Genomic DNA, 14,237 nt, shown 5'->3' on the forward strand with positions numbered 1-14,237 from the left:
ACCTCTCTTGACTTTTTGTCAAGATGGTTTGATCAGGTTTTAAAAACGTTTTCATTCCTCCCGAATTCGGGCCTCTCGGCAAAAAGGAGATGTGAAATGTGCCTCTCTTGTTCGGATTACCGCTCTCTCAGGCCGATTGCCAGTGCGATCATCAGGAGAACCACTGGCAGCGAAAAGCCCGGAAATTCTGGAACGGACGTCGGGTCCTGAGAGGGTGTGGGGGTTGGTGTTGTGTGGGTGAATGTTGGGCCGGTGCGCGGGGGCGTCTGCGTCTGAAGCGGCTGAGGAGTTGGTGTATTCTGAACGTTTGGCGTGGATGGTGGCACAGTCGGGGACGTCGGGGCTGGAGCGGGTGTGACCGGTGCGAGCGGCAGGTAGTCAATGTTGTCGTCGTTGAGCGTGTAGGGTGAGTCGCATATGCTGTCTCCATCCCTGTCCTCGCACTCCTGGCTGAACCCCGTGCCCTCGGGAGTTGCCCAGAAATTCCCGCCTATGAAGTGCCCGCCCACTATGTTTGTGCCCGGTATCGCAGAGAGGTTCCATGAGTTCTGACCCTCTCCGGACTGCAGGAAGTTCTCCGTGTTGTTCAGCAGGTTGTCGAAGATCGTGTTGTCTTCACTCTGCGCTGCCCCCTCTGATTCCAAGTGTATGCCGATGTCGTTGGATGAGATGACGTTGCCTTGAAGGATGTTCTGGGTGGAGTTGTGAATGTACACTCCATTCTCATTTTCAGCAATCTCGTTGCCCGTGAGGGTGTTGTGCGTGGAGGCATACATGGCTGCGCCGATGACGTTTCCTATCAGCGTGCTTCCAGAGACCGTCACTCCCGAAGAGCTGGCAAGGGACACGCCAAGGTAGTTGTGGGAGGAGTTTACGCTGTCGAGGGACACTCCGGTGGAGTGCAGGATCAAAATTCCGTTGTTGTTCCCGTCTGAGCCTGCAACCGTGACGTTCTCGATATACGCACCGCTAACACCGCAGAGGATGAGCTCGGAAAAGATGAGATTTGCCATTCTTATAGAGGTGTTGAAGAAGCCGATTATCCTTCCTCCTGAACCCGTGTTGTTCTCGACTGTGTTATCGCAGACTGATGGGCCCGAGCTGAACGGGATAAACACGTCGTACATTTTATTGTTCGCTATCAGGTTGTCGGCTATCGTGTTCCCGCTACCCTCTCGGATTTGAAGCCCTATGTCGTTGAAGGTGATTCTGTTTTCCGTCACCGTGTTCCAGCTTCCGGCCACAACGAACCCGACGGTGTTGTTTGAGAGAGTGTTGTTCTCTGCCCTGCTGTGGTTTGCGTGGAAAACAATCCCTCTTTCAGCCGAACTCACGGTTGAGTCAGTCACCAGGATACCGTCTCCTGAAAGGTGTATTCCGGACTCGTTGCACCCTGTTATGTTCACTCTCTCGATGGCCCCTCCTGTCACGTTGACAAACACAACACCGTTGTTTAGCCCAGAAATGGTCAGATTCCTAACTGTGATGTTGGACTTCCCACCTGTCGCGTAGATCCCTGTTCCGCTTTCGCCGCTGATCCACCTGCCCTTCCCGTCAATTATCACGTCGTCCGAGGAGATGATGATGCACGTGCCTGTGACGTTGGTGATGTTGCTGCTCAGATAGTAGTACCCCGGGGCATCCACCACACCGCATGAGACTATCTCACTGTCTCCCAAGGAGAAAACTGAAGTTGACGTTACCACGAAGTATGCACTCAAAACGATAACCGCCACAGCGACTCCCCTGATCAGCGTTGATAATGTGCCTGACATCTGAATGCCTCCATGGAGTGCAAAAACAGACCTGCGAGACAGGCTGTTCTGCACTCTCACTCAACTGTATTCTTTGCTGTATATTAATTTTACTACTATTATATTATTATGTAAATCATCATGATTATCAGACGTTTTGAGAAACTGCTTTCTCATAATGATGAATTTCGATTATGGGAACACGACATTGCCTCATTATGATGAACTGTGGTCGATGGGGCCGCCGAGATTTGAACTCGGGTCACCGGCTCCCAAAGCCGGAAGGATAACCAGGCTACCCTACGGCCCCCTGTTCTCCCGGACTCGTGTGGGTTTAAAAAGTCTCCGCTTGTCAATCAGAATTCCTGTCTGGCCATCTGTCAAGGAACTGTTCTAACAGTTTTTTTTGCAATTCTCAAGCACAAATTCGCATGATTCTACGGCAAACTTTCCATCCTCTTCAGAGTATATCTCCTCTGGAGGTAGTGACAGTTCTTCGTCACCGTACATGCTGACTTCCCTCTCTTGTCTGAGCGTTCTTGATATTGTGGCCATTCTGTTTATGTTTTCTCTAAACCACTCTGGGAAAAATTCGCTGTTTCTCCTCAGAATTGGGCCAACATCGTGGATCTTTGGGGGTTCTATGTCGACAATTCTTAAAGCCGCTTTGAGGAGAGCTCTACAGCTTCTTGACATTCTCTAATAGTGTATGGGTAGTTTCCGCTTTCAAAAGCTTCTTTTGCGTGTTTAATTCTCTCTTCGGCTTGTTTTAAGTAAGATACCGCCATGGCAATGCTATTCAATTTTTATCACCTCTCCGAACTTGTAATCAGGCTTCAGTACCCAGTACCATCGTTTCCCCATTCTGACTCTTTTAGAGCCGAGTTCTTTAAGCCTCTTCTTCAATCTTTTAAGCACTCCCTTGAAAAAATCATCTCTGTCGTAAAGAATTATCCCGTCTTCAACCACGTCGAGCAGCACTGGGGGTAGTCTGATAATCTCGTCGGGAGTTCTGAGGATGGGAGAGATGTCTACAAGATATCCACTTTCGAGCAATCTCTCAAAAATGCTTTCAAGCCTTTCTTCGACCTCCAAAAATTCTTTCTGTCTTTCAAATCTGCTTCTGGGAAGGTCATCAACCACGACAATTATGTCTATATCACTGTCATTTCTTGCTTCTCCACGTGCAACTGAGCCGAACAAAACGACTGAGATAAGTCTATCGCCGTATTTTTCCTTGAGGGTATCTACAAGTCTTTCAATGAGCTCTTCGTGAACCATTATTTTTAGCATTTTGCAAATGAAGTTTTTTAGCTTTTTGAATCAATCCTTTTTTGGGGCAAGGTGCTGCTTGGTTTTGTATCATCTCAATCAAAAAAACATTGATTTACCTCCTTGCAAAACTACTGGTGTGAAGCTCATTCACGATTCCGTTCACGGCACAATTAAGCTCGAGGGGTGGATGGTGGAGCTCATAGACACTCCCCAGTTCCAGAGGCTCAGGAGGATAAAGCAGCTGGGCTTCGCGGATCTCGTTTACCCCGGAGCGCACCACACGAGGTTCGAGCACAGCATAGGCGTCATGCACGTCGCGTCGAAGCTCACCATAGACCCCCACATTCTTGCTGCCGCGCTTCTGCATGACATAGGCCACACTCCCTTCAGCCACTCTGGTGAGATCATACTGAAGAAGTATATGAGGCGGGAGCATGAAGACGTGAGGGACATCATCGGGAAGTCTGAGATAGGGGACATCCTCGACAGGCACGGCATTGACTGGCGCAGGGTTGCTGAGGAGGTTGCAAGGCCGCCGGTCAGCAGCGTGATAGACGTGGACAGGATAGACTACCTGCTGAGGGATGCACACTACACAGGCGTGGCATACGGTGTTGTGGACTTCGACAGGCTCGTGGAGAAGATGCACTTCGATGGGAGCAGGGTTTTTGTGGATGCTGGTGGCGTCAGGGCGGTTGAGAGCTTCCTGATCTCCAGATACCTCATGTACTCTGCCGTTTACCACCACCACGTGTGCAGGATCGCGAGGAAGATGTTCGAGAGGGCGATGGAGTGGATGATCGAGGAGGGCGTGGTGGAGCCGGGAGACCTTGCAAGGATGGATGACTATGACGTCACGTGGCTGATGAGAAGCGCAGAGGGGCTGGCCGGGGAGATAGCCTCGAGACTCAGCACGAGGAGGCTGTTCAAGAGAGCAATCTATTCTCCCCGTGGAGATGTAGGCGTGAATGTGGAGAGGGTTGACTCGGCGAAAGCAGCGAGGGAGATTGCCGAGGACGCGGGAGTGGAGGATGGGCATGTTATAGTGGACATACCACCTCTGGAGAGCTCGGAGTACGACGTTCCTGTGCTCGTTGATGGGGAATTCGTGTCAATAGCCAAGCTCTCTCCCCTCGTCACCGCCCTAAAAAACGCGCAGGTTGCGAACTGGAGGCTGGGGGTTTACTGTCCTGAGGAGCATGTGGAGAAGGTTAGAAGGGCTGCTGTAGACTACTTCGACATAAAAACCTCGAAGCAGAAGAAGCTAAGCGAGCTTTTCGAGTTCTGAGACCACCGCTCTCTTCATCACATCCACGGGCGCTTTGAGGCCCGTGAATATCTCAAACGCCTTTGCCCCCTGATAGATCAGCATGTCAACTCCGCTTGCTATTCTGCAGCCGTACTTCCTGCCAACTTTCACGAGCCTCGTCTCCGGGGGGTTGTAAACCATGTCAAAAACGGCTGAGCACCTTCTTACAACCTCTTCCGGAACTGGAAGGGTGTCAGGGAACCCCTTCATACCTATTGGGGTTGCGTTAACGATGAGGTCGAAGCTCTGCGTCGCTAACCCCTCCATCTCTATGAATTCCACTCCGAACCTCCTCGCCACCTCCCTGCCCCTCTCTGCAGTCCTGTTGGTCACGAACACCTCGCCTGCATCTCTCAGCGCGTAAATGCAGGCCTTTCCCGCGCCCCCAGCACCGACGACCAGAACCCGGATTCCATTTATGTCGATTCCTGCCTCTCTCAGGGCCATGAGGACTCCGTGGACGTCCGTGTTGTAGCACCTCCACTCACTCAAATCTGCGGTGTTGCATGCCCCTATCTCCTCCACAGCCCTGTCAGGTGTGAGGATCTCGGCAGCCCTCTCCTTGTGGGGTATCGTTATGTTCAGCCCCCTGATCCCGAGTGCCCTCGCACCGTTCAAAGCTGATTCAAGCTCCCCGCTCCTCACCTCGAAAGCCAGATAGATCCCGTCGTAGTTCAGGTGCCTGAAGGCAGCGTTGTGCATAACCGGCGAGAGCGAGTGCTTTATCGGGTGGCCGATAACCCCGAAAACCTCCGTCATCTCAGCTTCCTCATCTTCTCCGCAATCTTCTTGAGCCTCGACTCCACACGGAAGAACCTTGCCGGGTGCTTTGACTTCCTTATCACCACCTCGCCCCCTGCCTCCACCTCTACTGCTCTGTTCCCGTCGGCAATCGCGACTGCATCCCTCAGCGGCTTCAGCCTGAATACCACCTCTCTATCCCCCGAGAACACCCATGGCCTCCAGCCAACCCTGAAGGGCGAGACGGGTGTGAAGCATATGGCGGAGGTGTAGGGGTCGATTATCGGGCCGCCTGCAGAGAGGGAGTAGGCGGTCGAGCCAACAGGGGTGGAGAATATCGCCCCATCAGCCCGCATGGAGTCAATCACTCTCCCATTCACCACAACCTCGTACTCTATCAGCCTCGCCTGAGCAGAGGACAGGATCGCAACCTCGTTCAGGGCAGTGAGCTCCACATCCCTGTACCTCGCCTCTATCCTCATAAACTCCTCGACCTCAAGCTCTCCGTTGACGGCTTTTAGCAGGGATTTCCTGTAGTCTCCCGGCTCAGCATGGGTCAGGATCCCCATCCTCCCGGTGTTTATGCCAAAGATAGGAGGAGGGTTCTTCAGCTCTTGGAGTGTTCTGAGGATCGTCCCGTCTCCACCAACCGTGACGATTATCCCGCAGTCCTCGAGGCTGCAGGTTGGGATGTGGTGGAGCTCTGCCTTAACTCCCGCTTCCCTGAGAAAATCCGCGACCTCCCTCGCAACATTCAGGGAGTCGTACTTGTAGACTATTCCGACCCTCATAGCAGCATCTCTATGAGCCTGTCGTGTATCTTCTCTCCCGAAACCACGATCCTGAACCTCTCGTCCATCGCTATTTCCTTCTCCCAGATGTCGTCTCCGTCAAGGCTGGACACTCTCGCACCGGCGTTCTTCGCTATGAAGAGGGACGCGGAGATGTCGTAGACCCTCAGGAATCCCCGTCCGTTCTCCCCCTTCCTCAGGTCGATGAAGCAGTCGAACCTTCCGTCGGCTACGTAGCATATCTCGAGGCTCGAGGCGCCAAAGATCCTGACCCTCCGGAAGGGAAGATCTCTGTTCGGGTAGTAGACTATGGCGTTGCAGCGCAGGCTTTCGGTGCTGCTCGCCCTGATCTCCTTCCCGTTTCTGTATGATTTAACTCCATCCGAGTAGTACTCCTCCCCTGTTGCGAGGTTTTTCACATATCCAAAAAACGCGTCTCCAAGCTTCCTCGATTTAGAGAAGAGGAGCGTGACAGAGTAGATCGGAACACCCTTCTCGGCGTTGAAAGTTCCGTCTATCGGATCGAGGGCGACATACACGTCCCCTTCTCCTGTCACCCCCACCTCCTCGCTCACCACGGTGACGTTGTACTCTCCAAGAACTCTAAGCGCCGCCTGCTCTGCGAGCTTGTCTATTCTCTTAGTTGGAGTACCGTCCTTCCCCATTCCGACGACTTCTCCGGCCTCTCTCGTGCCGGCTATGCCGGATATTGCCTTTTCAACTTCCTCAGCAACTCTCCTCGAAATCTCGAGGGCCTTTTCGGGGTTCATAATCAAAAAAGGGTGAGGTCAGGCGTCGAGCCCGTATCTCCTGGCGTTCTCGTCCGCAACCCTCTGAAGCTCTTCAATGATCTCCTTGCCCTTCGGATGCTTGAAGAGGTGCCTGAACCTCCTCTGGAGCTTCAGGTACTCCTCAACCGGCTTTCTGTCCTTTATCTTCCTAACTCTAACGAGCTTGCCGTTCTCGTACTCGACGAGCGGGTAGAGGCCAGTCTCTACCGCAAGTCTTGCGACCTCGACCGTCAGCTTTCCGTCTATGCCCCACCCGGTAACACAGGGAGCGTGAACCTGAATGTACTTCGCCCCCTCAAACTCAGCAGCCCTCTTGACCTTCCTCTGGAAGTCCTTCGGGAATGCAATGCTTGCCGAGGCAACGTATGGTATGCCGTGGGCAACGGCTATGCTTATCATGTCCTTCTTTCTCCCCATCTTGCCCGGTATGACCTTTCCTGCGGGAGTGGTTGTTGTTGCCGCACCCGTTGGGGTCGCCATGCTCTGTTGGTTGCCTGTGTTCTGGTAAGCTTCGTTGTCGTAGCAGATGTAGATGACGTTGTGGTTCCTGTCCATCATCCCCGAGAGCGTGCCTATTCCTATGTCGAACGTCGCACCATCTCCAGCGAAAACGACCACATGAGCCTCCTTGTCCCTCTTGAGCGCCCTCAGAGCGGTTTCAATTCCCGCAGCCACAGCTCCGGCGTTCTCGAACAGGGAATGGATGTAGGGCACGCCCCACGTGTTCCTGCCGTACATCGAGCTGACGATCTCGAGACAGCCGGTGGAGTTGACGGCTATGACCTTCCCGTCTAAAGCCTCGAGTGCCCCCCTGACGGCTATGGGGAAGCCACATCCGGGGCATGCTCCGTGTCCCGGACCGAACAGGCTCATGGTATCACCTCTTCGAACTCGTAAAGTCCCTCAAACCTCTTTCCGGGCTTTGCCTTCCCTTCGAGCACGTCGTTTATCAGCTTCTCTATCTGCTCCCTCGGGATGTCCCTTCCTCCGAGCCCCATCACGACCGAGTGGAACTCCGGAGAGAGGCCGAACAGGGCAGACTTGACGTCAGCGGCAAGGGGTGGCTCAGCGCCTATGGAAAGTGCTCTGTCAATCACCACAACCTTCTGGGCGTTCTTCAGCGCCTTCCTAACCTCCTCGTGCGGGAACGGCCTGTACGTCCTGATCTTCAGCATCCCGACCTTCTTACCCTCCTTTCTCATCTGCTTCACTACCTCTCTTATCAGCGCGACTATCGATCCCATCGCAACAACCACGACCTCAGCGTCCTCACAGTTCTCTGCCACAACATACCCGCCCCAGTCTCTGCCCGTTAGCCTGTACCACTCCTCGAACTCCTTCAGCATCACCTCTCTCGCCCTCTCCATTGCCATCTCCATAGCCACCCTGAACTCCATGTAGTAGGGCGGTGGCGCGTAGCATCCGAGGGCGGCGGGCTTCTCAATGTCCAGCTTCACCACGGGCTCGTATGGTGGGAGGAACTTGTCTACAGTCTCCTGATCGAGCAGGTCTACCGGCTCGTAGGCGTGGGTGAGCTTGAACCCGTCAACGCATACCATGAATGGCAGGAGCACGTCTCTGTTCTCGGCCACCTTGAATGCGAGCGGGATCATGTCGTGTGCCTCCTGATTGCTCTCTACATAAAGCTGTATTATTCCTGCATCTCTGATCGAGATGCTGTCCTGAATGTCGTTCCAGATGCTGAGTGGTGCCGAAACGGATCTGTTTGCGACCACCAGAACTATCGGGAGCCTCATCCCGGCCGCGTTGTACAGCACCTCGGTCATAAGGAGCAGTCCCTGAGAGCTTGTGGCCGTGAAGGCTCTCGCTCCTGCCGCAGACGCTCCGAGAACCATGGACGCGGCACCGAACTCAGACTCGGCCGTCACGTACTCCGTGTCGCCGAGCTCTCCGTTGGCGTACATCTCGGCCAAATTCTCCACTATCTCTGTCTGGGGAGTGATGGGGTAAGCGGCTATGACGTTGGGTCTTGACAGCCTAACGGCCTCAGCAATCGCGTAAAAACCCCTAACAACCTTCCTCATAAAGCACACCTCACAACTTGTAAATGTCCTTGGTCTCCATTCTTATCGCCTCAACAGGGCAGACGGTGTAGCAGACCCAGCAGCCCTTGCAGTAATCGTGATCTACAACCGCCACCTTCTTTCCACCCTTCTCGACCAGCTCAACAGCCGGCTCGGGGCAGAACGTTACGCACTGTCCGCAGGCTATGCACTTCTCCTCGTCAACGTACGCCCACTCAGTCCCCCAGTCTCCGGTCTTCATCTGCGAGGTCTTGGCCGGATTGCTCGCCCCTATGTACAGCTTCATCTTGCTCATCCGCATACCTCCTTCATGTACTCGTAAGCCTTCCTAACAAGCTGCACGTTCTTCTCGGCGATCTCCTTGTTCTCGAAAAACTCCATAATTGCCTCCTCAACGCTCTCTATCCTGATGATCTCCGTCGCCCCTACCAGAGCTCCGACCATTGCGGTGTTGGTTATCGGCCTTCCGAGGATCTCTGTCGCCATCTTCGTGGCGTTTATGGTGTAAACCTTCACGTCCGTGTTCAGCTTCTCCCTCAGCTCATCCGCGCCCTTCGGGTAGTTGACTATCAGCATGCCGTTCTCCTTTATCCCCGCGAGGACATCCACAACGTCTATGAGCGAGGGATCCATAACGACCACGTAGTCGGGATTCTTGACCTCGTCCCTAATCACTATCGGCTCGTCGGACACCCTCAGAAAAGATACAACCGGAGTCCCTCTCTTCTCAGCACCGAACATGGGGAATGAGAGGGTGTAGTATCCGTCCTTGAACCCGGCAACTGCGAGAAGGTCTGCTGCAGTCACGGCTCCCTGACCACCTCTACCGTGAAACCTAACCTCAATTAGAATACCCATCCACCTCCTTTTCTGTGTCAGATAATAGCACCATACGGTGATTTAATAATGTTGTGGTATTTACGGCGGTAATTCACCTGCTGTGCTCCACACCACTCAAACGCATTTTGGGAAATCAATTTCCGAAAAATTAATAAATGATAATTAAATTCATCATCAAAGGTGATAAATGTGTTCAGGGGTGTGGACTTTTACGGTATTGACGAGCTTCTGACCGATGAGGAGAGACTTGTCAGAAATTCTGTCAGGGAGTTCCTCGAGAAGGAGGTTGAGCCTCTGGTAGTTGATGCTTGGCACGAGGAGAAGCCGCTGAACTTCAGGGAGCTTGGAAAGAAGTTCGGTGAGATGGGGATGCTCGGCGCCTTCATCCCTGAGGAGTACGGCTGTCCGGGGATGAACTACACGACATTCGGCCTCATCTGTCAGGAGGTTGAGAGGGTTGACAGCGCTTTGAGGAGCTTCGTCGCCGTCACCTCTGGCCTAGTGATGTACCCGATCTGGAGGTATGGTAGCGAGGAGCAGAAGAAGGAGTACCTGCCAAAGCTCGCGAGCGGTGAGATAATTGGCTGCTTCGGGCTCACAGAACCTAACCACGGCAGTGACCCGGGCAGCATGGAGATGACGTGCAGGAAGGATGGAGACGAGTGGGTTCTCAACGGCACCAAGACATGGATAACCGAGGGGGACATCGCGGACATAGCAGTCGTCTGGGCGAGGGATGTTGATGACGGGAAGGTGAAGGGGTTCATAGTCGAGAAGGGCACGAAGGGCTTCACCCAGCAGGCGATAACCAAGAAGGGCTCCATGAGGGCCGGGGGTGTCGGTGAGCTCGGCTTCGTGAACTGCAGGGTTCCGGAGGAGCAGAGGCTGCCCGAGGCTCTCGGACTCAGAGCACCGCTCAGCTGCCTTGATCAGGCCAGATATGGCATATCGTGGGGTGCTATAGGGATAGCGATGGACTGCTACGAGACGGCCTTAAACTACGTGAAGGAGAGGGAGCAGTTTGGCGCACCGCTCGCATCCTACCAGCTCGTTCAGGAGAAGCTCGTTTACATGCTCATAGAGATAACTAAAGCGCAGCTCGTCTCGTGGAGGCTCGGAAGGCTGATGGATGAGGGTAAAGCTACCCCGGAGCAGATATCGCTCGCGAAGAAGAACAACGTGAAGGTCGCGAGGGAGATAGCAAGGATGGCGAGGGAGCTGCTTGGAGCGAACGGAATAAGCCTCGACTACTCCCCGATAAGGCACATGGCCAACATCGAGTCGGTTTACACGTACGAGGGCACGGACGACATCCACACGCTCATCCTCGGCAGGGCGATCACAGGCATTCAGGCCTTCAGGAGGGAGCTGAAAAGATGAGAAAATTTTTAAGTATTAATTATTATGGAACTCTGAGGTGTCTCGCATGAGAAAAGGATGGATGTTTTTGGTGGCAGGGCTCCTCGTAATGGCCCTGCTGTTTGCTGGCTGCGCCCAGCAGCAGGAGAAGCCTGCTGCGACGCCAACACCGACGCCAGAAAAGACTGCACCTGAGGAGAAGAAGGAGGCGCAGGTGGAGACGCTGTACTTCGGCGCACCAATTAGCCTGACCGGAAAGTTCTCCAAGGAGGGGCAGATGTCCCTCTGGGGCATGCAGGTAGCCGCGAAGTGGATAAATGAGGTGCACGGAGGTCTCAAGGTTGGAGACAAGGTCTACAAGGTAGAGATCAAGTACTACGACGACCAGTCCAACAAAGAGGTGGTTCAGAGCATAATTGAGAGGCTTGCTGTGCAGGACGGCGTCAAGTTCGTACTCGCACCGTACAGCTCTGGCCTAACGCTTGCAGCCGCACCCATTGCTGAGAAGTACGGAGTGCTAATGAACAGCCACGGCGGTGCGAGCGACTACATATTCGAGCAGGGCTACTACTACGTCGTCCAGACCCTCAGCCCGGCGAGCAAGTACCAGACCGGATTCCTCGACATGGTCAAGGCGATTGATCCAGAAGCAAAGAGGGTGGCCATGGTCTACGAGGACACCGAGTTCTCGAGGTCGGTCTTCAGCGCCGCCAAGAAGCACGCTGAGGAACTCGGATTTGAGGTCGTGTTCGACAAGACCTATCCGAAGGGCGTGCAGGACCTCTCGCCGATCCTCAACGAGCTGAAGGCCACCAACCCTGACATCATAATCGGCGGAGGACACTTCGCAGATGGACAGCTGCTTGTTAGCCAGCTTGCAGATCTGAAGATAAACGTCAAGGCCATCTCGATACTCGTCGCTCCCGCACTGCCGAAGTTCTACGACGCCCTTGGAACGAGGGCCGAGGGAATAGCCGCGCCAGCTCAGTGGGAGGTCGGAGTCAAGTACAGCCCTGAGGCTGCAGAGAAGCTCGGAGTGGACTACTTCGGCCCAACGCAGGACGAGTTCATGCAGATGTTCAAGGAGATCTCTGGAAGCGATGAGCCACCAAGCTACCACGCTGCTGAGGCTGCTGCCGCCGTGCTCTCCTACGCCTACGCCATAGAGAAGGCCCAGAGCCTCGATCCCGACAAGGTCAGAGAGGCTATGAACGACATAGAGTTCATGTGCCTCTACGGCCTCTGGAAGATCGACCCAGAGACTGGAAAGCAGGTCGGGCATGAGATGGTCATCATCCAGTGGCAGGGAGGCACGAAGAAGATCATCTGGCCGCCAGAGGCTGCCAACGCCGAGCCGTACTACCCGATCCCGACCTGGGAGGAGAAGGCTCAGGGCAAGCTGGCAGTCAAGTAATTTCCCCAATTTTTTATGTTTTTGAGGTGATTAAATGGCTGTAACCGAGCACCTGATTTCCAACCTCTTTTACGGAGCTCTCCTCGGGAGCGTGTACGGTGTGGCGACGATGGGTTTGAGCCTGATTTTTGGCGTTCTCAGGATAGTTAATGTCGGGCATGGTGCGTTCATCATGCTCGGCGCATTTACAGCTTTCTGGATGTTCACCCTTTATTCCATCCCACCTGTCATGTCCATCCCAGTCGCGCTCATTTTTGGTCTCGCTCTCGGTTTTATCATCTTTCAGGCAGTCATGCGAAGACTGGTTGACGCTCCCGAGCTCTCCACCCTCCTCGCCACTTTCGCCATCGGCATCTTCATAGAGGAGGTGGCGAAGTTCGTTTGGGGGCCGGATTATGTCGGCTTCCACTGGGACATCGGCACGCTATACCTTGGCCCCATTACGGTGCCGTACACGAAGCTTCTGGCCTTCGTGTTCTCGGTCGCGATAGCCGGACTGCTCTATCTCTGGTTCAGCAGAACCAAGCTCGGAACGGCGATAAGGGCTGTTGTTGAGGACAGGGATGGAGCCACAGTGTGTGGAATAAACGTCAGCAGGATCTTTGCCTTGAGCTTCTCCATAGGAATAGGCCTGACCGTGCTCAGCGGAGTCCTCGTTACCCTCTTCGTTCCCGTCGGCATCAACGTTTACATGGGAACGGACTATACATTGAAAGCGTTCGTCATAGCCGTCCTCGGAGGTCTCGGCTCGCCGTGGGGTGCATTCTTTGCAGGCTTCCTTTTCGGGCTCTTCGAGAACGGCTCGTACACTCTGCTCGGACTAATTCCGGGAGTCGAGCCCTTTGCCCTCACCAGATTTGTTGCGTTCGTCTTCCTGCTGATAATACTGCTGATCAAGCCCACAGGACTCTTCGGAGGTGAGGAGTGACATGAACATCGCCAGATACAAGCCCCTCCTGCCGATGGCCATCATCTACGCGGTGCTGATAGTCATAGGCCTGACAGTGCCGGGAATGTGGCAGCCCATAGCCTACTTCATGTTCTACGTCGCCCTCGGACAGGCGTTCAACATATTTCTGGGCCTCACTGGTTACGTGGACTTTGGATACGTTGCCTTCCTCGGACTCGGCGCATACGGAATGGCACTCGCCATAAAGAACTTCGGACACCTCGGCCTGATAGCCATACCCATCGGTGTCCTCCTCGCTTTGACGATGTCCATCCTGCTCTCCCTTGCCGTCGGTGCTGTGGCGCTCAGGCTCAGGGGAGCTTACTTCGCCATCGCCACCATAGGTGTGAACGAGGGGTTCAGGTACCTGCTTGAGGGAGTGAGGCTGTGGGGAGGGACTGAGGGAATCGTGCTCTCTGGCTTTATGAGGAAGGCCTTCGGGAGGGAGATGACGAACTTCCTCTCCACGTTCGTCTCCGACGTTCTCGTGTTCATCATCGCTTTCGCTGCGGCGGTCATAACCATCACAATCCTGAACAGGAAGATGGGCTATGCACTTCTCGCTTTAAGAGAGGACGAGGACGCTGCGAGGGTTATGGGGATTAACGTTACCAAGTACAAGATAATGGCGTTCATAACAAGCGCTGGGTTTGCGGGGCTGATAGGGGCGATTGCATGGACGCTCAAGCTCACGTACGTCTTTCCGGAGGACGTCTTCAACATCCACTACACCGTCGAGGCGATAGTCATCGTGATGCTTGGAGGAGCTGGAACGCTGCTCGGCCCGATGGTTGGCGGACTGCTCTACGGCATAATGAAGTACTACCTGTCCGTCGTTTTTCCGGGGATTCAGCTGCTCATTCTTGCTCCGCTGCTGATAATAACGATCGTCGCGTTTCCGGAGGGTGTGGTTGGCTACGTGAAGAGGAAGGCCCAGAACACAAGGCTTTCCGAGTACCTGAGGTGATA

The 14,237-nt window shown here is 54.2% G+C and carries 14 protein-coding genes, 1 tRNA gene and 1 pseudogene; 5 read left to right on the forward strand and 11 right to left on the reverse strand.

Features of this window, described 5'->3' with window-relative positions:
- Positions 1–116 precede the first annotated feature (116 nt).
- From GAH_RS07070 to GAH_RS07085, 4 genes and pseudogenes are all read right to left on the reverse strand, one after another.
- Positions 117–1,736: a NosD domain-containing protein gene (locus tag GAH_RS07070; protein ID WP_169745346.1), complete on the reverse strand. Its 1,620-nt coding sequence runs from the start codon at positions 1,734–1,736 to the stop codon at positions 117–119.
- 254 nt (positions 1,737–1,990) lie between these two features.
- Positions 1,991–2,064, reverse strand: a tRNA-Pro gene (locus tag GAH_RS07075).
- A gap of 83 nt (positions 2,065–2,147) precedes the next feature.
- A pseudogene (locus GAH_RS07080) lies at positions 2,148–2,542 on the reverse strand (HEPN domain-containing protein).
- 7 nt (positions 2,543–2,549) lie between these two features.
- Positions 2,550–3,035: a nucleotidyltransferase domain-containing protein gene (locus GAH_RS07085; protein WP_048095658.1), complete on the reverse strand. Its 486-nt coding sequence runs from the start codon at positions 3,033–3,035 to the stop codon at positions 2,550–2,552.
- Between the two features lie 130 nt (positions 3,036–3,165).
- Between GAH_RS07085 and GAH_RS07090 the strand changes: the two genes are divergently transcribed.
- Positions 3,166–4,317, forward strand: a complete 1,152-nt coding sequence (locus GAH_RS07090; RefSeq protein ID WP_048095661.1) for an HD domain-containing protein — start codon at positions 3,166–3,168, stop codon at positions 4,315–4,317.
- On the opposite strand, the gene aroE is transcribed toward GAH_RS07090, so the two are convergent.
- The 7 genes from aroE to GAH_RS07125 are packed head-to-tail and all read right to left on the reverse strand — an operon-like array spanning position 4,294 to position 9,564.
- On the reverse strand, positions 4,294–5,097 hold the full coding sequence (gene aroE, locus GAH_RS07095; protein ID WP_048095666.1) for a shikimate dehydrogenase: 804 nt from the start codon (positions 5,095–5,097) through the stop codon (positions 4,294–4,296). The genes GAH_RS07090 and aroE overlap by 24 nt on opposite strands.
- Positions 5,094–5,870, reverse strand: a complete 777-nt coding sequence (locus tag GAH_RS07100; protein WP_048095669.1) for an NAD(+)/NADH kinase — start codon at positions 5,868–5,870, stop codon at positions 5,094–5,096. Before GAH_RS07100 ends, aroE begins: the two co-directional genes overlap by 4 nt.
- Positions 5,867–6,640: an inositol monophosphatase family protein gene (locus GAH_RS07105; RefSeq protein ID WP_048095673.1), complete on the reverse strand. Its 774-nt coding sequence runs from the start codon at positions 6,638–6,640 to the stop codon at positions 5,867–5,869. The genes GAH_RS07100 and GAH_RS07105 overlap by 4 nt, the downstream gene beginning before the upstream one ends.
- Before the next feature lie 18 nt (positions 6,641–6,658).
- Positions 6,659–7,534 (reverse strand): thiamine pyrophosphate-dependent enzyme, encoded by an 876-nt coding sequence (locus tag GAH_RS07110; protein WP_048095679.1) that lies wholly within the window; start codon positions 7,532–7,534, stop codon positions 6,659–6,661.
- Positions 7,531–8,706, reverse strand: a complete 1,176-nt coding sequence (locus tag GAH_RS07115; protein WP_048095683.1) for a transketolase C-terminal domain-containing protein — start codon at positions 8,704–8,706, stop codon at positions 7,531–7,533. Before GAH_RS07115 ends, GAH_RS07110 begins: the two co-directional genes overlap by 4 nt.
- Positions 8,707–8,716: 10 nt before the next feature.
- Positions 8,717–9,001 (reverse strand): 4Fe-4S dicluster-binding protein, encoded by a 285-nt coding sequence (locus tag GAH_RS07120; protein ID WP_084632338.1) that lies wholly within the window; start codon positions 8,999–9,001, stop codon positions 8,717–8,719.
- Positions 8,998–9,564 carry a pyruvate ferredoxin oxidoreductase subunit gamma gene (locus GAH_RS07125; RefSeq protein ID WP_048095688.1) on the reverse strand — a complete coding sequence of 189 codons (567 nt, stop codon included), beginning with the start codon at positions 9,562–9,564 and terminating at the stop codon, positions 8,998–9,000. Before GAH_RS07125 ends, GAH_RS07120 begins: the two co-directional genes overlap by 4 nt.
- A 171-nt stretch (positions 9,565–9,735) precedes the next feature.
- On the opposite strand from GAH_RS07125, the gene GAH_RS07130 reads away from it, so the two are divergent.
- The 4 genes from GAH_RS07130 to GAH_RS07145 are packed head-to-tail and all read left to right on the forward strand — an operon-like array spanning position 9,736 to position 14,235.
- The gene (locus GAH_RS07130) at positions 9,736–10,926 is read left to right on the forward strand and encodes an acyl-CoA dehydrogenase (protein WP_048096820.1); all 1,191 of its coding nucleotides are present in this window, start codon (positions 9,736–9,738) and stop codon (positions 10,924–10,926) included.
- Between the two features lie 46 nt (positions 10,927–10,972).
- Positions 10,973–12,319 carry an amino acid ABC transporter substrate-binding protein gene (locus tag GAH_RS07135; RefSeq protein ID WP_048095693.1) on the forward strand — a complete coding sequence of 449 codons (1,347 nt, stop codon included), beginning with the start codon at positions 10,973–10,975 and terminating at the stop codon, positions 12,317–12,319.
- A gap of 34 nt (positions 12,320–12,353) precedes the next feature.
- On the forward strand, positions 12,354–13,247 hold the full coding sequence (locus tag GAH_RS07140; RefSeq protein ID WP_048095694.1) for a branched-chain amino acid ABC transporter permease: 894 nt from the start codon (positions 12,354–12,356) through the stop codon (positions 13,245–13,247).
- A 1-nt stretch (position 13,248) separates the two neighbouring features.
- Positions 13,249–14,235 (forward strand): branched-chain amino acid ABC transporter permease, encoded by a 987-nt coding sequence (locus GAH_RS07145; RefSeq protein WP_048096821.1) that lies wholly within the window; start codon positions 13,249–13,251, stop codon positions 14,233–14,235.
- Positions 14,236–14,237: the final 2 nt, after the last annotated feature.

Origin of the sequence: Geoglobus ahangari (assembly GCF_001006045.1) — an archaeon.
GTDB lineage: Archaea > Halobacteriota > Archaeoglobi > Archaeoglobales > Archaeoglobaceae > Geoglobus > Geoglobus ahangari.